Source organism: Mycolicibacterium sphagni (assembly GCF_002250655.1).
In the GTDB taxonomy this organism is placed as follows: domain Bacteria; phylum Actinomycetota; class Actinomycetes; order Mycobacteriales; family Mycobacteriaceae; genus Mycobacterium; species Mycobacterium sphagni.
Window position 1 is genome coordinate 1 of sequence record NZ_NOZR01000004.1, and the last position, 17,487, is coordinate 17,487.

21 protein-coding genes and 1 pseudogene are annotated in these 17,487 nt (G+C 67.0%); 18 read left to right on the forward strand and 4 right to left on the reverse strand.

Going from position 1 to position 17,487, the window contains the following annotated elements:
• Positions 1-123: 123 nt before the first annotated feature.
• Genes CG716_RS05805 through CG716_RS05845 form a run of 9 tightly spaced genes read left to right on the forward strand, consistent with a single transcriptional unit; the run spans position 124 to position 7,982 of the window.
• Complete coding sequence (locus tag CG716_RS05805; protein WP_410431151.1) at positions 124-1,281, forward strand: virulence factor Mce family protein; 1,158 nt, start codon at positions 124-126, stop codon at positions 1,279-1,281.
• A 16-nt stretch (positions 1,282-1,297) separates the two neighbouring features.
• Entirely contained in the window at positions 1,298-2,863 is a 1,566-nt protein-coding gene (locus CG716_RS05810) for an MCE family protein (RefSeq protein ID WP_094477394.1), read from the forward strand.
• A complete protein-coding gene (locus CG716_RS05815; RefSeq protein ID WP_094477396.1) occupies positions 2,833-3,531 on the forward strand; it encodes an Rv1363c family protein in 699 nt (232 codons plus the stop codon). The genes CG716_RS05810 and CG716_RS05815 overlap by 31 nt, the downstream gene beginning before the upstream one ends.
• Positions 3,528-4,511 carry an RDD family protein gene (locus CG716_RS05820; protein WP_094477398.1) on the forward strand — a complete coding sequence of 328 codons (984 nt, stop codon included), beginning with the start codon at positions 3,528-3,530 and terminating at the stop codon, positions 4,509-4,511. Before CG716_RS05815 ends, CG716_RS05820 begins: the two co-directional genes overlap by 4 nt.
• On the forward strand, positions 4,508-5,065 hold the full coding sequence (locus tag CG716_RS05825) for an Rv1363c family protein (RefSeq protein WP_094477842.1): 558 nt from the start codon (positions 4,508-4,510) through the stop codon (positions 5,063-5,065). The genes CG716_RS05820 and CG716_RS05825 overlap by 4 nt, the downstream gene beginning before the upstream one ends.
• On the forward strand, positions 5,032-5,670 hold the full coding sequence (locus tag CG716_RS05830; protein WP_094477400.1) for an Mce protein: 639 nt from the start codon (positions 5,032-5,034) through the stop codon (positions 5,668-5,670). The genes CG716_RS05825 and CG716_RS05830 overlap by 34 nt, the downstream gene beginning before the upstream one ends.
• Before the next feature lie 25 nt (positions 5,671-5,695).
• On the forward strand, positions 5,696-6,379 hold the full coding sequence (locus CG716_RS05835) for a YoaK family protein (RefSeq protein WP_094477402.1): 684 nt from the start codon (positions 5,696-5,698) through the stop codon (positions 6,377-6,379).
• 14 nt (positions 6,380-6,393) lie between these two features.
• A complete protein-coding gene (locus tag CG716_RS05840) occupies positions 6,394-7,218 on the forward strand; it encodes an SDR family oxidoreductase (protein WP_094477404.1) in 825 nt (274 codons plus the stop codon).
• Positions 7,215-7,982, forward strand: coding sequence for a fructosamine kinase family protein (locus tag CG716_RS05845; protein ID WP_094477406.1), 768 nt, complete (start codon positions 7,215-7,217; stop codon positions 7,980-7,982). Before CG716_RS05840 ends, CG716_RS05845 begins: the two co-directional genes overlap by 4 nt.
• On the opposite strand, the pseudogene CG716_RS05850 reads toward CG716_RS05845, so the two are convergent.
• Positions 7,975-8,262, reverse strand: a pseudogene (locus CG716_RS05850) (phosphodiester glycosidase family protein); the annotation flags it as partial. The gene CG716_RS05845 and the pseudogene CG716_RS05850 overlap by 8 nt on opposite strands.
• Positions 8,263-8,415: 153 nt before the next feature.
• Between CG716_RS05850 and CG716_RS05855 the strand changes: the two are divergent.
• On the forward strand, positions 8,416-8,694 hold the full coding sequence (locus tag CG716_RS05855; RefSeq protein WP_094477408.1) for a GlsB/YeaQ/YmgE family stress response membrane protein: 279 nt from the start codon (positions 8,416-8,418) through the stop codon (positions 8,692-8,694).
• 21 nt (positions 8,695-8,715) lie between these two features.
• On the opposite strand, the gene CG716_RS05860 is transcribed toward CG716_RS05855, so the two are convergent.
• Complete coding sequence (locus tag CG716_RS05860) at positions 8,716-9,471, reverse strand: pirin family protein (RefSeq protein ID WP_094477410.1); 756 nt, start codon at positions 9,469-9,471, stop codon at positions 8,716-8,718.
• Positions 9,472-9,565: 94 nt separating this feature from the next.
• On the opposite strand from CG716_RS05860, the gene CG716_RS05865 reads away from it, so the two are divergent.
• On the forward strand, positions 9,566-10,006 hold the full coding sequence (locus CG716_RS05865) for a MarR family winged helix-turn-helix transcriptional regulator (protein ID WP_094477412.1): 441 nt from the start codon (positions 9,566-9,568) through the stop codon (positions 10,004-10,006).
• Between the two features lie 7 nt (positions 10,007-10,013).
• Here CG716_RS05865 and CG716_RS05870 read toward each other — a convergent pair whose 3' ends face one another.
• Positions 10,014-10,412 (reverse strand): heme-binding protein, encoded by a 399-nt coding sequence (locus CG716_RS05870; RefSeq protein WP_094477844.1) that lies wholly within the window; start codon positions 10,410-10,412, stop codon positions 10,014-10,016.
• 450 nt (positions 10,413-10,862) lie between these two features.
• Here CG716_RS05870 and CG716_RS05875 point away from each other — a divergent pair, with 450 nt between their 5' ends.
• Positions 10,863-11,825, forward strand: a complete 963-nt coding sequence (locus tag CG716_RS05875; protein ID WP_094477414.1) for a hypothetical protein — start codon at positions 10,863-10,865, stop codon at positions 11,823-11,825.
• A 54-nt stretch (positions 11,826-11,879) separates the two neighbouring features.
• On the opposite strand, the gene CG716_RS05880 is transcribed toward CG716_RS05875, so the two are convergent.
• Positions 11,880-12,830: a sigma-70 family RNA polymerase sigma factor gene (locus CG716_RS05880; RefSeq protein ID WP_234817737.1), complete on the reverse strand. Its 951-nt coding sequence runs from the start codon at positions 12,828-12,830 to the stop codon at positions 11,880-11,882.
• Between the two features lie 149 nt (positions 12,831-12,979).
• Between CG716_RS05880 and CG716_RS05885 the strand changes: the two genes are divergently transcribed.
• Genes CG716_RS05885 through CG716_RS05910 form a run of 6 tightly spaced genes read left to right on the forward strand, consistent with a single transcriptional unit; the run spans position 12,980 to position 17,479 of the window.
• Complete coding sequence (locus CG716_RS05885; RefSeq protein WP_094477846.1) at positions 12,980-13,819, forward strand: alpha/beta hydrolase; 840 nt, start codon at positions 12,980-12,982, stop codon at positions 13,817-13,819.
• 29 nt (positions 13,820-13,848) lie between these two features.
• The gene (locus CG716_RS05890; RefSeq protein ID WP_094477848.1) at positions 13,849-14,853 is read left to right on the forward strand and encodes an alpha/beta hydrolase family protein; all 1,005 of its coding nucleotides are present in this window, start codon (positions 13,849-13,851) and stop codon (positions 14,851-14,853) included.
• A 48-nt stretch (positions 14,854-14,901) separates the two neighbouring features.
• The gene (locus CG716_RS05895; RefSeq protein ID WP_094477418.1) at positions 14,902-15,651 is read left to right on the forward strand and encodes a DUF2786 domain-containing protein; all 750 of its coding nucleotides are present in this window, start codon (positions 14,902-14,904) and stop codon (positions 15,649-15,651) included.
• Positions 15,648-16,145, forward strand: coding sequence for a TIGR04338 family metallohydrolase (locus CG716_RS05900; protein WP_094477420.1), 498 nt, complete (start codon positions 15,648-15,650; stop codon positions 16,143-16,145). The genes CG716_RS05895 and CG716_RS05900 overlap by 4 nt, the downstream gene beginning before the upstream one ends.
• Positions 16,142-16,807 (forward strand): O-methyltransferase, encoded by a 666-nt coding sequence (locus tag CG716_RS05905; protein WP_094477422.1) that lies wholly within the window; start codon positions 16,142-16,144, stop codon positions 16,805-16,807. Before CG716_RS05900 ends, CG716_RS05905 begins: the two co-directional genes overlap by 4 nt.
• A 57-nt stretch (positions 16,808-16,864) precedes the next feature.
• A complete protein-coding gene (locus CG716_RS05910) occupies positions 16,865-17,479 on the forward strand; it encodes a pyridoxamine 5'-phosphate oxidase family protein (RefSeq protein ID WP_094477424.1) in 615 nt (204 codons plus the stop codon).
• Positions 17,480-17,487: the final 8 nt, after the last annotated feature.

The window sequence follows — 17,487 nt, forward strand, 5'->3', positions numbered from 1 at the left end:
ACCGGACGTGGTCCCCGGACCGCTGCCCGTCTCGCAGCAGATCAACGGTGGGGCTCCTCCCGGCGCACCCGCACCCGCGGCACCCGCCGGTCCGGCGTTGCCCGCTGAAGCGGGAGGCGGCCAGTGAACGCGATCCTGACGACCACCCGCCGGCTGGGCTGGCGTGGCTTCGTACTGCTGGTGACGGCGCTCGTGCTGACGTCGTGCGGCTGGCGCGGTATCGCCAACGTGCCGATGCCGGGTGGACCCGGCAGCGGCAAGGACAAGATGACCGTCTATGTCCAGATGCCGGATACGTTGGCGCTCAACGTCAACAGCCGGGTGCGGGTGGCTGACGTGTTCGTCGGCTCGGTGCGCGCCATCGAGCTGAAGAACTGGATTCCCACCCTGACGCTCGACATCGAGCCCGGAATCAAGCTGCCCGCCAACGCTATTGCGCGAATCGGCCAGACCAGCCTGCTGGGCACCCAACATGTCGAGCTCGATCCGCCGCCGAACCCGTCGCCGGAACCGCTGCGCAACGGCGCAACGATCCCGCTGAAGAACTCCCAGTCCTTCCCGACCACCGAACGCACGCTGGCCAGCATCGCCACCGTGCTGCGCGGCGGCGGCATCCCGAATCTGGAGATCATCCAGACCGAGGTCGCCAACATCCTGGACGGCAATGCCGGGCAGATCCGCGACTTCCTGGGCAAGCTGAACACGTTCACCGATCAGCTCAACCAGCAGCGCGACGACCTGACACATGCGATCGACAAGACCAACGAGCTGCTCTCGATCGTGGCGGCCCGCAACAACACGCTGGACCGCGTGCTGACCGAATTCCCCCCGCTGATCAAGTATTTCGCGGACGCCAGGGACAGGTTCACCGGTGCGGTGGAGGCCCTCGGCCGGTTCAGTGCGGTCACCAACCAGACGTTGTCGCAGTCGCGGGCCGACTTCGACACCAACCTGGCGCTGCTGCAGCGGCCGCTCAAACAGCTCGGCCGTGCGGCGCCGTATCTGATCGACTCGCTGAAGCTGGTCATCACGGCCCCGTACCCGATCGACAACATCCCGAAGGTGATCCGTGGTGACTACATCAACACGTCGGCCACCTTCGACCTGACGCTGAGCTCGCTCGACAACGCGTTCCTCACCGGTACCGGTGTGTCCGGAATGCTGCGTGCACTCGAGCAGGCGTGGGGCCGCGATCCGCAGACGATGATCCCGGACGTGCGGTTCACGCCGCACCCGAACATGACCGACGGTGGCGGACCCTTCATCGAGCGCGGCGAGTGAAGGGGGTGACGGACAGATGTTGACGACATTCATCAAGAGGCAGCTCGTCGTGTTCGGCGTGCTGACCGTGATCGCCCTGGTGGTGCTCGGCTGGTACTTCCTGCGGCTCCCCACACTGGCCGGTATCGGGCAGTACGAGCTCAAGGCGGACCTGCCGTCCTCCGGTGGCCTGTACGCGACGGCCAATGTCACCTATCGCGGCATCACGATCGGGAAAGTCACCGACGTGGAGCCGACCGAGACCGGTGTCCGGGCGACCATGAGCATCAGCGACAAGTACAAGATCCCGCTCAACTCGAGCGCCAACGTGCACTCGGTGTCCGCGGTCGGCGAGCAGTACCTCGACCTGGTGTCCGACGGCAATCCCGGCCAGTACTTCGCGGCCGGGTCGACCATCACCAAGTCGACGGTGCCGGAAGAGATCGGCCCGGCTCTGGATGCCGCCAACAAGGGACTGGCGGCGTTGCCCGCCGACAAGATCCCGGTGCTGCTGAACGAAACCGCCCAAGCGGTAGGCGGTTTGGGGCCGTCACTGCAGCGGCTGGTCGACGGCACCCAGGCGATCGTGACTGATTTCAAGACCAACATCCAAGACGTCAACGACATCATCCAGAATTCGCCGGCCGTCATCGACAGCCAGGTCGATTCGTCGAGCGCGATCCAGCAGTGGTCGAAAAACCTGAACTCCATCGCGTCGCAGACCGCGGCGCAGGATCAGGCGTTACGCGACGGCCTGAGCCAGGCCGCCCCGACCGCCGATGCCGTCAACGCAGTGTTCAGCGACGTGCGGGAGGCGTTGCCGCAGACGCTGGCGAACCTGGAGATCATCCTGGACATGCTCAAGCGCTATCACAAGGGCGTCGAGCAGTCGCTGGTGCTGTTGCCACAGGGCGCGGCCGTCGCGCAATCCGTGTCGGCGCCCTACCCCCATCAGGCGGCGCTGGACTTCGGGTTGACAATCAACCAGCCGCCGCCGTGTCTGACCGGCTTCCTGCCCGCCAGCCAGTGGCGTGCTCCCGCCGACACCAGCCCCAAGCCGGTGGAGAACGGTCTGTACTGCAAGATCCCCAAGGACACCCCGGCCAACGTGGTCCGCGGCGCTCGTAACTTCCCGTGCGCCGACGTGCCCGGCAAGCGGGCGGCCACCCCGATGGAGTGCCGCAGCACCGAGCCGTACACGCCGCTGGGCAACAACCCGTGGATCGGCGACCCCAACCAGGTGCTGAACTGCCCGGCCCCCGGTGCCCGATGCGACCAGCCAGTCAATCCCGGTACCGTGATACCGGCACCGACGATCAACAACGGGATGAACCCGCTACCGGCCAATTTGCTACCAGGGCCCACCCCGCCGATCAGTGACAACCCCAGTCCCGCCGGGACTGGCACCGTGCAGTGCAACGGCCAACAACCGAACCCCTGCACGTACACCCCGGCAGCGGGTAGTCCGACAGCCAGTAACACGGCCATCTACAGTCCGCAGAGCGGGGAACTGGTTGGTCCTGACGGGGTGAAGTACAACGTCAGCAACTCGAGCAGTACAGGAGACGACGGATGGAAGGAGATGCTGGCTCCGGTCAGCTGAACCCCACCCCGCCCACCACCGATGACGATGCTGAACGTAGAGAAGCTGAGGAGTCGGTGAAACCGGACCCAGCCGATGACGATGCGGATGTCGCTGACACCGAAAGCGTCGAGTCGGAGGCCACAACGGTCGACGAGACCGAACCAGCCGACACTGAGCAGCCGCGTGGGACGCGGCTGAGCGGGCGCCGTGTGGTCGCCGTGTGCGCCGCCCTCGTCATCGCGAGCCTGCTCGTGGCGACCGGCGGGTTCTTCGCGCTGCGGGCCCATCAGAACAGCGTCGCCGCGGCGCGGGCCGAAACCCTCGCGCTCGCCGCCGCCAAGGATTGCGTCACCGCCACCCAGGCACCCGACGCCAATGCGATGGCGGCCAGCCAGCAGAAGATCATCGACTGCGCGACCGGCGACTTCGGCGCGCAGGCCACCTTGTACAGCGGGCTGCTCGTGGACGCCTACCAGGCCGCCAAGGTGCAGGTCCAGGTCTCCAACATGCGTGCGGCCGTGGAGCGGCACAACGACGACGGCTCGATGGACGTCCTGGTGGCCGTGCGGGTGAAGGTCTCCAACACCGCGGCGCAGGACCAGGAGCAGGGCTACCGCCTGCGGGTCCGGATGATGCCCGAGGGAGGCACGTACAAGATCGCCAAACTCGACCAGGTGAGCAAGTGACGGTGACCGTTTCGGACACCGACACCGACACCCCCGACGACGCGGTGACCGACCAGGCGCCTGCCTGGGTGCAGGCGAGCTGGACGGCGCGCGCGGGCGCCTTCGCGGTCGACGTCTTCTTCGGCGCCGGCGTGGTGATCACCGGCCTGCTGGTGGCGTGGGCGGCGCCGCTGCGCGGATGGCTGTGGTGGGTGGCGGTCGCGCTGGCCGGTGTGGTGTTCCTGGCGGTGGCACTCAACCGGCTGCTGCTGCCGTCGATCACCGGGTGGACGCTGGGCCGCTGCCTGTTCGGTATCGCCGTCGTGGGCAAGGACGGGTCCTCGGTCGGCCCGTGGCGCCTGCTGCTGCGCGACCTGGCGCATCTGCTCGATACCGCTGCGCTGTTGCTCGGCTGGCTCTGGCCGTTGTGGGATTCGCGCGGCCGTACCTTCGCCGATTTGATCACCCGCACCGAGGTGCATCGTGTCGCGGGTGCGCGGCCCGATCGGCGGCGGCTGGCTGGGGCGGTGCTGATCGGACTTGCCGTACTGGCGGGCACGGCCACCGCGCTGGGCTACTTCGGGGTGTACCGGCCCGAGCTCGCCGTCGAGCAGGCCCGTCAGGACCTTGCGGTTCAGGGCCCCAAGATCGTCCAGCAGATGCTGAGCTACAACGTCGCCAGCATCGACGACGACTTCGCGCGAGCCCGCGGACTGGTCACTGACACCTACCGGCCACAACTTGTCGCCCAACAGGATTCGGTCCGCAAGGCCGGTCCCGTGGACAACGACTACTGGGTGACCAACAGTGCGGTGCTGACCAACACCCGCGACGAGGCGACGATGCTGCTGCTCATGCAGGGCCAGCGTGGGGAGGCACCCAAGCAGCGGTTGATCACCGCCACCGTGCGGGTGACCTTCGAGCGTTCTTCCTCCGGCCAGTGGCAGGTCGCCGGCCTCTCAGTGCTGGCCAAGCCGAACTCGGCAGGGGAGGCGAAATGAGCCCCCGTCGTAAGGTCGAGCCCGGCAGCCACGACTTGTTCCGGCTGCCCGACCCGCAACGGCGCCGCTGGGTGCTCCCGCTGGTCGCCGGACTCGCGGCGGTGGCGGTGATCGCCGCGCTCACGGTCAGCACGCTGCTCCTGGTGAAGCGCGAAACCCAGCGGCACGACGCGGTCCGGGATGTGGCCGTGCTCAGCTTCGTCCGCGGCTTCGTCACGCAGTACACGTCCATCGACCCGTTCCACGCGAACGACTACGCCGACCAGGTGCTGGCCCAGGGCACCGGCCAGTTCGCAAAGTTGTACCAGGACAAGATGAATGAGGTCGTCATCCAGGTGGCCCGGGCCGAGCCGACCAAGGGAACCGTGCAGGACCTGGGTATCGAGCGCTGGAACCGCGACGGCAGTGCCGACGTGGTGGTGGCCGCGACCACGAAGACGACCATGCCGGACGGCAAGACCATCGAAAGCGGGAGCCGCTGGGTGGTCACCGCGACCCAAGAAGGAGGTGCAGGAGGACCGTGGAAGATCAGCAACCTTCTGCAGGTGATCTGACCGACGCGGCGCCCGACGACGAAGGGGCCGACACCGACACCGACACGGACACCGAGGCCGCCCCGGACGCGCCGCGACGTCGAAACTGGTTGTACCGCAACAAGACAACTGTGGCGGTGGCAATCTCAGCCGTGCTGTTCGTCGCGGCGGGCGCCTTTGCCGGCGCCACCGTGCAGCCGTATCTGGTGGACCGCGCCGCCGTCGACACCAAGCTCACGATCGCTCGCACTGCCGCCGAGGCGATCACGACGCTGTGGACCTATACCCCCGAGGACATGGACAAGCTGCCGGACCGGTCGGCGCGGTACCTGTCCGGGGACTTCGAGGATCAGTACCGCAAGTACGTTGACGCCATCGTGCCGACCAACAAGCAGGCCAAGGTCACCAACAGCACCGAGGTGGTCGGGGCGGCCGTCGAATCGCTGAACGGCTCGGACGCCACCGCCATCGTCTACACCAACACCACGTCGAAGAGTCCGTTGACCAAGGACATCCCTTCGACGAAGTACCTGTCCTACCGGGTGCAGCTGACTCGGGACGGGTCGCACTGGCTGGTCACGAAGATGACCACGGTGACCTCACTGGACCTCACACCGAAGATTTAGCCGACCTATTGGCGATACTTGGCCCATGGTCGTCGCATCGCCCGTGTCGGAACGCTCCACCGTTGTCGCGCTGATGTTGCTGACGTTCGCCACCGGCCTGGTCGACGCGATCAGTGTGCTGGTGCTCGGGCATGTGTTCGTCGCCAACATGACCGGCAACGTGGTCTTCCTGGGGTTCTGGTTCGTCCCACATTCCGGGGTGGACATGATCGCCGCGATCCTCTCATTCGCCAGCTTCCTGGTCGGCACCGTGCTCGGCGGGCGGTTCGCCCGGCACTTCGACTACGAGGTACGGGTGTGGTTGACGGCGGCGCTGGGCACCGAGGTGGTGCTCCTGGCCGTATTGGCGGCGCTGGCCGGCACCGGCGTCGTGAACTATCACGACAACGGCAAGCTGATCCTGATCGCCGGCCTGGCGGTCACGTTCGGTGCCCAGAACGCCGCCGCCCGCCAGTTCGGTGTGCAGGAACTCAGCACCACGGTGTTGACGTCGACGTTGGTGGGGATCGGTGTCGACAGCCGGCTCGCCGGCGGCACGGGGGAGCGGGAAAAGTTGCGCTACAGCGTGGTTTTGACGCTGTGTGCGGGTGCCATGGTCGGGGCTACGCTGACGCGCTGGATGGTGGCACCGGTGATCGGCTTGGCCGCGATCGTGGTGACCGCCAGCCTGGCCGTCTTCCTGTTCGGTCCGAAACCACCCGCCGGGTAACTACAGTCGGGGCCATGCCTACTGTCCTGGTCACCGGTGCAGCCCGGGGAATCGGTAAGTCGATCGTCAGCTATCTGGCCGCCGCCGGATGGGATGTTATCGGCGGTGTGCGTACTGCGGCTGACGCCAAGGCGTTGTCGGCACTCCCGCGGGTCAGCGCGGTTATGCTCGACGTCACCGACGGCGCCCAGGTCGCGGCGCTGCCCGAGGCCCTACCCGCCCGGCTCGACGCCGTGGTCAACAACGCCGGAATCGCGGTCACCGGCCCGCTGGAAGCGCTGAGCACCGCCGATATTCGGCGGCAATTGGAGGTCAACGTCGTCGGCCAGCTCGCCGTGACGCGGGCGGTGCTGCCCCTGCTGCGCGAGTCCAAAGGCCGAATCGTGTTCATTTCCAGTGTGAATGGCAAACTTTCGGCGCCGATGATGGGCGCGTACAGTGCCTCGAAGTTTGCGCTCGAGGCGGCCGCCGACGCGCTGCGGATCGAACTGCGCCCCTGGCATATCGCGGTGAGTGTGGTGGAGCCCGCCCAGACCGACACCGACCTGTGGCGCACTGCCGACCAGGCCGTTGTCGATATGGAAGCCGCGATGACCCCGTCGCACCGCACCCTCTACGCCAAACATGTTGCGGGCATGCGCAAGTCGATTCCGATGTCGCAGCGGCTGGCCGTTGACCCGGAGAAGGTGGCAGTGGTGGTACACCGGGCGCTCACCGCACGCCGTGCCAAACCGCGGTACCCCGTCGGTGTGGCCACGGTGGTGCAGATGAACCTGGTGACCACGCTGCCCACCCGGGCCCGCGACATGGTGCTGCGCCGGGCGCTCGGCCAGCCTTGAGCGAGTTCGTCAAACGCAGACTTGCCGCACCCGATGGCTTCTTCGCCTGTGAGGCAGCAGGTTTGGCGTGGCTGTCGAGTGTGCCCGGTGGTGTTCCGTGCGGGCGGGTACTGCACTATGGCGACACCAGCCTGACGCTGCAGCGCTTGGATTCCGTGCCGCCGAGTCCTGAGGCCGCCACCACGTTCGGCCGGCGCCTGGCGATCACCCACAATGCCGGCGCACCGGGATTCGGTGCGCCGCCGGCCGGCTGGCAGGGCGCCGGATTCTTCGGTCCGCTGGACCAGCCACTGTCGATGTCTCTGGTCGCCAGTGATTGCTGGGGGCGGTTTTATGCCGACGAGCGTCTGGTGCCGATGCTTGAGCAGGCAAAGGGGATTGGACCCGTGGGGTGGACCGTGATCGACGAACTCATAGACCGTTGTCGCCAAGGCGATTTCGATGATGACGATGTGCCTGCCCGTCTACACGGTGATCTGTGGAGTGGCAACGTGATGTGGACCGACGCCGGGGCGGTGCTGATCGATCCCGCCGCACACGGTGGGCACCGCGAGACAGACCTCGCGATGCTCGCATTGTTCGGCTGCCCGCATCTGGAGGCCGTCTACGCCGGCTATCAGAGTGTGCATCCGCTGCGCGACGGCTGGCGCAACCGCATCCCGCTGCACCAGCTTTATCCGCTGCTCGCCCACGTCGTGTTGTTCGGCACCGGCTACGCCAGTCAAACTGTCCGCGCCGCGCGGGACGCGCTGGATCTCAATTGAATCCGAGCCAGGCGGGCAGTGCGCGCTCATGGGAGTCGCACAACACCTGCATCGTGTCGCATGAGCCCTTCGGTACACCGGCGCCGGCCCACATGCCGCCGGCGTCGCGGCGTAGCACGATTGCCGACGAGCCATCGCCGTCGAGCAGGATCGCGGTATCGCTGCCCAGGCCGCGAAACAGATCTTGGATCTGATCCGGGGTGTAGTTGCCACCCTGGAAGACGTACATCTCGTCCTTGTCCCTGGCGTAGGCCAATGCGGTCCGCGCCGCGCTGGGGCCCGGGCGGTTCGGCACCGGCGTCGTCACGACCAACCCGCCGCGTTTGCGAGTCCGGCAATTGATTGGCCGGGAGATGGTTATCCGCGCTGTGTGTGGGGAATCACTGCTCGTACGCGGCGCCCTCCCGGGCCCGCCGGAACATGAGGAGCAGCAATGATCGGAACGATTATCGGAGCAATCGTCGTCGGCCTGATCGTCGGCGCGCTTGCGCGACTGGTGATGCCCGGTAAGCAAAACATCGGCGTCATCATGACGATCCTGCTCGGCGCGGTGGGTTCCTTCCTGGGAACCTGGATCACCTACCAGGTCGGATACACCAACGCCAACGGCGGATTCGCGATCATCCCGTTCTTGGTCGGCATCGTGGTCGCCGTTGTGCTGATCGCGGCCTACCTCGCGGTCACCGGACGCAACAACCGCGTCCGCCACTAGCAGATGCGCGGCCGGGCCGGCCTAACCGGCCAGCCCGGCATGCATCTCCCAGGCCAGAATCTCGGCGGGCTCGATGGCTGTAACCCGCTGTCCGCCAGCAGAAGTGAAGCGCACCGCGTCGCCCTCGCGAAGGTCGCCGGCCCCCTCAAGCGTCACCGCGCCACGCGGAACGAACAGATGCAGATACGGTGCCTCAGGCAGTTCGACCGTGTCCCCGGCTTGTAGCCGCGCACCGTGCAGGGCCGCGTACCGGTTGCGGATCGCAATCGCGGCCTGGTCCTTGTGCTCGGGCATGCCGGAGGCAATCGTCACCAGGCCACCGCGCAACAACTCGTCGTCAATCTCCAGCTGCTGATATCCCGGATCGATTCCCGACTCGTCGGGAACCACCCACATCTGAACGAAATGGACAGGCTCGCTATGGGTTGTATCACCGGTGAGAGTCCAGTAGTCGTTCTTCTCCGAGTGCAGAATGCCGCGGCCGGCCGACATCCGTTGAGCCAGGCCAGGATAGATGACTCCGGAGTGGCCGGTGGAGTCCTGGTGCACAAGCGAGCCCTGCAGCACCCAGGTGATGATCTCCATGTCGCGGTGCGGATGGGTGTCAAACCCGGTGCCGGGTTTGACGATGTCGTCGTTGTTCACCAGCAGCAAGCCGTGGTGGGTGTTCACCGGGTCGTAGTGGTGTCCGAACGAAAATGAGTGCTTGGAGTCCAGCCATTCGATCTTCGTCGCGGCGCGGTCGGCGGCACGTCTGATGTCGATGGTTGCGGCCATGTCATCACCCCTTGAGGTTCCTTGCCAGCCTAAGTGGCCAGCTGCCTTGCGACAACGTAGATGACGTGTCATGTATTCCGCTAGGGTGGGGCGCATGGCTCAGCGCTGGTTGACCGATGACCAACAGCGGACGTGGCGGAACTACCTGGTATTGACCAGCCGCCTGCAGACCGCGATGAACCGCCAGCTGCAGGCACGGTGCGGACTGTCGCTGGCCGACTATGAGGTGCTGGTCGCGCTGGCCGAGCACGGCCCAATGCGGGTGCTCGAGCTGGCCGCCGAACTGGACTGGGAGCAGAGCCGGCTCTCTCACCAGCTCAGCCGGATGCGCACCCGCGACCTGCTCGAGCGGCGGGGCAGCGAGCAGGACGGGCGGGGTGCCACCGTCGAGATCACCGCCGCCGGGCGCGACGCCCTGGTCACCGCCGCCCCCGACCACGTCGAGCTGGTCCGCTCTGTGCTGTTCGACGGCATGACGCAGGCGCAAGCGCGGGGCTTCGACGAGGTCGTCGCTACCGCGCTGCGCCGGCTGTAGGGCCGACTCAGCCGGCCATGAAGGCGTCGTAGGCCGACTGCAGATTCGGTGGCAACACCGTCACATTGCAGGCCTGTTGAGTGGCGCCGATCGGCGAGAGGATCCCGCGCAGGTCGTAGTACTCGCTCGGGTTGGCGGTGAAGTACCCGCGAACGTTGGCTTCAGCCTGCGGGCGAGGCTGGCCGTAGGCCGCCGTCAGCACCTGGTTTGCGCCCGGGTGGGCGGCCAGATACTGGTTCGCCGAACCCGTCACCGAGCTGACGGTGTTGGCAACGCCGGCGCTGCTGCAATCCGGTGCCGCAGAGGCCATCGGCGCGGCCAGAGTCGCAGCCGCTATGCCCCCCACGATCAAACCGGTGCAGACGGCCGCAGCCTTCTTACTCGGCGCGATACCGCTGAACATCATGATCACTTCTCTCTTTCATTGGTTTCCCCGCCCTGAAACCCAAAGTACTCACGAGGTTTCCCGGCAAACACCCGTGCGGTAAACGGGTTTCGTTGCCGCGGCATGCGTTACAACACAGCGAGTGATGTTCGCCTCATTGTGGCCCAACGGAGTCGGCCGGCAATGCGCGCGCACTGAGAGTCCTTAACGCTCGGGGCGACTTCTTAAGTGATGGTCATGTCGGTCGTAACTCAACCGTTATGCCGGCAAACGCGAATAGCGCTGGGACAGGACGGGTTAGAGGCCGGGAAAGAGCGTCTTATTGACGCCCGTGGTCTTAACGGATCCTGAAAATGACCGCACCGGAGCGACGGTGGCGAATAGCGCCCGGGCAGATCGGGTAGAGCACTGGGCGAGGCGCGAAACTCCGCGCCGTCACGAAATCTGTCAACCCACAAGGGGAAAAACGCAATGACCACCCCAGACACCACTACCTTGCTCGCCCAGTTGCGGGCCGTGCTCGACTTGACCAACACCGAAATCCAGATCGCCGAAACCAGAGTGGCGCAGGCTCGCACGGATGCGGTGCGCACCGAGCTCACCCAGAACGCCGTCAACGGCCGCGAACGTGCCGAAGCGATCGAGAGCGCGATCCGTGACCTCGGGGGCTTCCCCGATTTCATCGGACCTTTTCTTGGCCGTGCGGCCGCGGCCGTCAAGGCCCTCACCGAGCAGGCGCAGCCTTTCGACGAGGCGCTGCTGGGCGACCTCGCACTGGAGGGCCAGCTGCTCGACCGTTCCCGCTACGTCAAGGCACTTGCCGTGGCCGCCAAGCAACCTGAGGTCGAGAGCCTGGCCAACCGGCTGATCATCGCGCACTCGGCGACCGTCGACTGGCTGACCACGGTGCTGGCCGAGGATGCCCTCGGCGGACCGGCCGCGCTGCGGCGCACGCCGCTGCAGATCCTCACCGGTCTCACGGTGCGGGTCGCCAATTGGCCGGTCATCTCCTCGGTCCGCGGTATCGACCGCGCGCTGGACGCGCTGCGCAACAGCCGGCCCGTCGTGGACCAGCTGGTCAGCCGCGGCGCCCACGCCGGCGAGGTCGCGGTCAAGGCCGCCCAGGCGTCGCGCGATGCGGCGCTGGAGACCGCTGAGCGGGTGGCTCGCCGCGAAGGCGCCGACGGCGCCGCTGACGCGTTGCACTCGCTGCGCAGCGCGACCGGAGTCCTCTCGCCGGAGGAGCTGCCCATCGCCAACTATGACGAGCTCAACCTCAACGACGCTGTTTCCGCGGTGAAGGACCTCGATGATCCTGCCGACATTCGCGCCATCGTCGCCTACGAAGAGGCCAACAAGAACCGCCAGCGGCTGGTCTCGGCCGCCCAGACCCGGGTGGCAGCCATCGCTCAGGAGATCGTCGGCATCGACTGACCCAAACCCATTGCCGGGTGGCCGGTTGTGATGGCCGACCACCCGGCTTCTGGGCTAAAGTGCCTCGGGCAGAAGGAATTTCGCGAACAGGCTGGTGTCGAGAAACGCCACCACATGCGAGATACCGCTGGGGAGCACGTCGAGCACATGCAGCTGGAACGGCACGTGCCTGCCGCCGGTCTCGGGTAGGCGCATGTACATCGCCGCGGCGGGCTGGCCGTTGGCGATCAGCGGTAACAGTCGCATGTCGCCAGCCGCATTGGCGGGGCAGTTGTGATGAATGAGTTCACCGATCGCCGGGCCACCCCGATACCAGCCATCGAACGGCGGCATCTCCCACACCGCTTCGGCGGTGAACATCTCCACCAGCCGTTCGATGTCGTAATCCTCGAAGGCCGAGATGTAGCGGGACAGCTGTTCGCGGGCCTCGGCCGACTCCGGCGGGGACAGGCGATCGTCCTGGCTGGGCCCCACGGCTTCGAGCTGGGCACGGGCCCGCTGCAGCAGGCTGTTGACGGCGGCGACGGACGTTCCGATGGCGTCGGCGACCTCGGCGGCCCGCCACTGCAGAACATCGCGCAGCACCAGGACGGCCCGCTGCCGCGGGGACAGATGCTGCAGCGCCGCAACGAAAGCCAACCGCACCGACTCCCGGGAGCCGACGATCGTCAAAGGGTCCGCGGGGTCGTCATATGACGATTCGGGCAGCGGCTCCAGCCACGACACTTCGCTGCGCTCGACGAGCTCGTCAGTCGGCTGTGAGCTCGGCGCGCCCAGGCCCGTCGGCAGCGGCCGGCGCTGCCTGCCCTCGAGCGACGTCAGGCAGGTGTTGGTGGCGATGCGGTGCAGCCAGGTACGCACCGAGGACTTGCCCTCGAAGCGGTCGTAGCCCTTCCACGCGCGCAGGAAGGTCTCCTGCACCAAGTCCTCGGCGTCGTGCAACGACCCGGTCATCCGGTAGCAGTGCGCCAGCAGTTCGCGCCGGTACGGCTCGGCCTGAGCCAGGAAATCACCCCGGTTCGGGTCGAACCCATCAGCAAGACGCTGCGGGCTATGCCCGTCATCAAGACTTTGCGCGAGCTCGCTCACACCGACCGACCTTACGCACGCGCACCGACAACCTGCGTGGCCTTAGTGACCGTTAGGCTCCGTTGATGGTCACAACGCGCACCGAGCGCACGTTCGACGGAGTCGGCGGCGTCCGCATCGTCTACGACGTGTGGACGCCGGACACCGAACCGCGCGGCGTCGTCGTGCTGTCCCATGGCCTCGGTGAGCACGCCCGCCGCTACGACCATGTCGCCGAGCGCTTCGGCCAAGCCGGCCTCGTCACCTACGCCCTCGACCACCGCGGTCACGGCCGCTCCGGCGGCAAGCGCGTCCGCGTCAGATCCATCGACGAGTACACCGGAGACTTCGGCACCCTCGTGGCAATCGCCACCGGTGAGCACCCCGGTCTCAAGCGAATTGTCCTCGGCCACAGCATGGGCGGTGGCATCGTGTTCGCCTGGGGTGTGGACCACGGAGGCGATTTCGATCTCATGGTGCTGTCCGGTCCCGCGGTCGCAGCTCAGGCCGGGGTGCCCCGCGGCAAACTGCTGCTCGGCAAGGCCGTGGGCTCGCTGCTGCCGGACTTGCCGGTCGAAGAGCTCGACTCGAACGCGATCTCGCGCGACCCCGAGGTGGTGGCCGCCTACAACGCCGACCCGCTGGTACATCACGGCAAGATTCCGGCCGGCATCGCCAAGGCGCTGGTGACGGTCGGTGAAACCATGCCTCAGCGCGCGCGTCAGCTGACCGCACCGCTGCTGGTGGTGCACGGCGCCCAGGACACGTTGGTGCCCACCAGCGGCAGCGAGCTGCTGGTCGACTGCGTCGGCTCCACCGATGTGCACCTCAAGGTCTATCCCGGGCTCTATCACGAGGTGTTCAACGAGCCCGAGCGCGACCGGGTGCTCGACGATGTGACCGCGTGGATCGAGGCCAGGCTGTGAGCTTGCGCCGTCGCATCGCCCTGGCGGCGATGGCGCTGATGCTGGTAGCCGGTTGCTCGTCGAACAGCGACTCGCACAACGCCTGGGTCGAGGACGAGGTGACGTTCGTCGCCGACGGCCTGACCATCCACGGCACCTACCGCCACCAGCACAACGGCCAGAAGGGGCCGGCGGCGCTGCTGATCTCCGAGAGCGGACGCACCGACCGCAACGGTGACAACAACGTCGCCGGGCCGATCGGCAACATGCGTCAGCTCGCCGAATACCTGTCTAACCACGGCGTGGCCTCGCTGCGCTACGACAAGGTCGGTACCGGCCAGACCGGCCTGGGTCCCTACGCCGACCACCCGTCCGACGTGGGCAGCGCTGTCTACACCAGCGGGGCGAAGGCGGCCGTGCGGTTCCTGGCTGGCGAAGCCGCCACCGCCTCCGACCACATCTCGGTCTACGCCCTCGGCGAGGGCACCGTCCACGCGATGGCGCTGGCCGACGACACCTCTGCCGGCGCGCCCAAGATCCATTCGCTGGGTCTGCTGCAGCCGCTGGCCGGCCGGTATCTGGACTTGATCACCAATCGGGTGAAAACCGATATGGCCGCCGCTGTGAAGGGCGGCCAGAAGACCCAGCCGCAGGCCGACCAGGTGATAGCCGCGTGGAATGCCGCCGTCGCCGAGGCGCGCACCAAGGGCACCGTGCCCGCCAAGCTGCCCGAGAGCCTGAGCGCGATCCTCAACCCCGGCAACGTCAAGGCTGTCGTCGAGGCCGACGCCATCGACCCGCTGCAGCTGGCCGCCCGCATCCCTGCCGCCACACCGGTATTGGTGACGTGCTCGGATTCCGACGGGCAGGCCAACTGCGCGGACATCAAGCCGTTCACCGACGCGCTGGCGCACACTTCGCTGTCCCTGGTTGCGCTCAAGGGCGTCAACCACGTGCTGCGCGACGACCCAACCGACAACGTCGGCAACTACTCCAAGCCGGGCCCGCTCTCGCCGCAGCTCACGGTGGCGTTGGATGGGTTCGTCGGCCAATGACGAGCCGGTGGCACACCAATGTCGGAGTGCTCGGCTAGGTTGCCAATCGTGACCGACGACAAGATGCTCGCGCGGATCGCGGCACTCCTGCGCCAGGCCGAGGGCACCGACAACGTCCACGAGGCCGAGGCATTCATGTCCGCCGCCCAGCGGTTGGCCACCGCGACCTCCATCGACCTCGCCGTCGCGCGCGCGCATTCGGCTTCCCGCACGGCCGCCCAGGTCCCGACCCAGCGGACCATCACCATCGGCGAGCCGGGCGCCCGGGGTCTGCGCACCTACGTGCAGTTGTTCGCGGGCATCGCCGCGGCCAACGACGTGAAGTGCGATGTCGCCTCGAATTCGACGTACGTGTACGCCTACGGATTCGCCGAGGACATCGACGCGAGCCACGCCCTGTACGCCAGCCTGGTCGTCCAGATGGTCCGGTCGTGTGACGGTTACCTGGCTACCGGTGCACACCGGCCGACCCCGACGATCACCGCGCGGCTCAACTTCCAGCTGGCCTTCGGCGCCCGCGTCTCCCAGCGTCTCGCACTGGCGCGCGAGGAGGCCACCAAGGACGCCACCCGGGACCGCAAGACCGCGCCGGGAACGGCATTGGCCTTGCGCAACAAGGAACTCGAGCTGCGCGACCATTACCGGCAGAACTCCAAAGCGCGCGGTACCTGGCAGGCCAACCGAGCGTCAGCGGGGTACTCGTCGGCGGCCCGGCGAGCCGGTGACCGGGCCGGCAAGCAGGCCCGGCTGGGGTCGAGCCCCGAACTTCCCGGGGCGCGGACCCGGCTGCCCAGGTGACGGCCCGCGACAGCCAGCGCTCCCGCGTCTACGCGGCCGAGGAGTTCGTCCGCACACTGTTCGATCGTGCCGCCCAACACAGTTCGCGCAGCATCGACTTCTTCGGCGCCCAGCTCACCCTGCCCCCGGAGGGACGGTTCGCGTCGATGCCCTCGGTTCAGCGCTACGTCGACGAGGTGCTCGCGCTGCCCGCCGTGACGGTCAGGTGGCCGACGCCGGAGCCGCTGACGGTACGTGCCCGCCGCGCCGCCAGCGCGGCCCACTACGAAAACCACAACGGCACAGGCGTTATCGCGGTGCCCGACCGAGACTCCGCCGACTGGGCCATGCGGGAACTGGTCCTGCTTCACGAAATCGCCCACCACCTGACACCGGACGGACCGCCCCACGGCCCGGACTTCATCGCGACGTTCTGTGAATTGGCTACCGTTGTCATGGGCCCGGAAGTCGGCCACGTGCTGCGCGTCGTCTACACCAAAGAAGGAGTGCGATGAACGACACCATCGGCCCGAACGACTGGCAGCCCGTCGACCGACTGCTGAACCAACTGTTGCTGCCCGAAGACCCGGCATTGACGGCCGCGCTGGCAGATTCGGTCGCCGCCGGCCTGCCGGCCATCGAGGTGTCGCCGCAGAGCGGACAACTGCTGTATCTGCTGACCCGCATCAGCGGTGCGCGCCGGGTGCTCGAGATCGGCACGCTCGGCGGCTACAGCACGATCTGCCTGGCCCGCGGCGTCGGCGCCGAAGGCAGGGTTGTCACGCTGGAATATGAGCCCCGCCACGCGGAGGTCGCCAGAACCAACCTGGACCGCGCCGGGGTGGGCGAGCGCGTGGACATCGTCGTGGGTGCGGCGCTGGACAGCCTGCCCGGCCTCAGCGGCCATTTCGACCTGGCTTTCATCGACGCCGACAAGGAGAACAGCAGCGCCTACCTGCAGTGGGCCATAGACCTGGGCCGGCCCGGCACCGTGATCGTGGTGGATAACGTTGTGCGCCACGGCCGCATCGTCGACCCGGTAGCGGGCGACGCACAGGCCCGTGGGGTGCGCGACATGCTGGAGCTGATGAGCACGCACCCGCGGCTGGACACCGCGGCCATCCAGACGCTGGGCCTGAAGGGCTGGGACGGCTTCGCCGTCGCGCTGGTGACGTAGTCCGCTCGAAAAAAAGGGGGTGCACAAATGTCGTACCTGATAGGGGACAATCGAGCGATGCGCCGCGAAGTCACGACCGTCGCCGACCTGCGTGCGGTCATCGGTGAGCCCGACCACTACGTCGCCAACAAGGTCAAGGACCGGCTGTCGCCGGTGCAGTGCGACTGGCTGGCCCATTCACCCTTGGCGTTCGTCGCAACGACGGACGCTCAAGGTCGCGTGGACGTTTCCCCAAAGGGCGACCCACCAGGATTCGTCCACGTCATCGATGACCACACCATCGCGATCCCAGAGCGACCCGGCAACAAGCGCGTCGATGGTTACCTCAACGTGCTGCAGCGCCCTCAGGTCGGGACCTTGTTTGTGATCCCGGGTCGCGGCGACACGCTTCGGATCAACGGACGGGCCCGCATCCTCGCCGACGCCGACTACTTCGACACGATGACCGTGCAGGGCAAACGGCCCCTACTGGCGTTGGAGATCGACATCGAGGAAGTGTTCTTCCACTGCGCCAAGGCGTTCCTGCGATCCAACGCCTGGAAGCCCGAGACGTGGAACCCCACCGCGTTGCCCAGCGTGGCCAAGATGGCCAAGGCGTTGCGGTCGGACTGGACTGACGCCCAACTCGAGGAGCGCTACAGCGAAGACAACGTCCGGCGCGTCCTCTACTGACTTCTGCG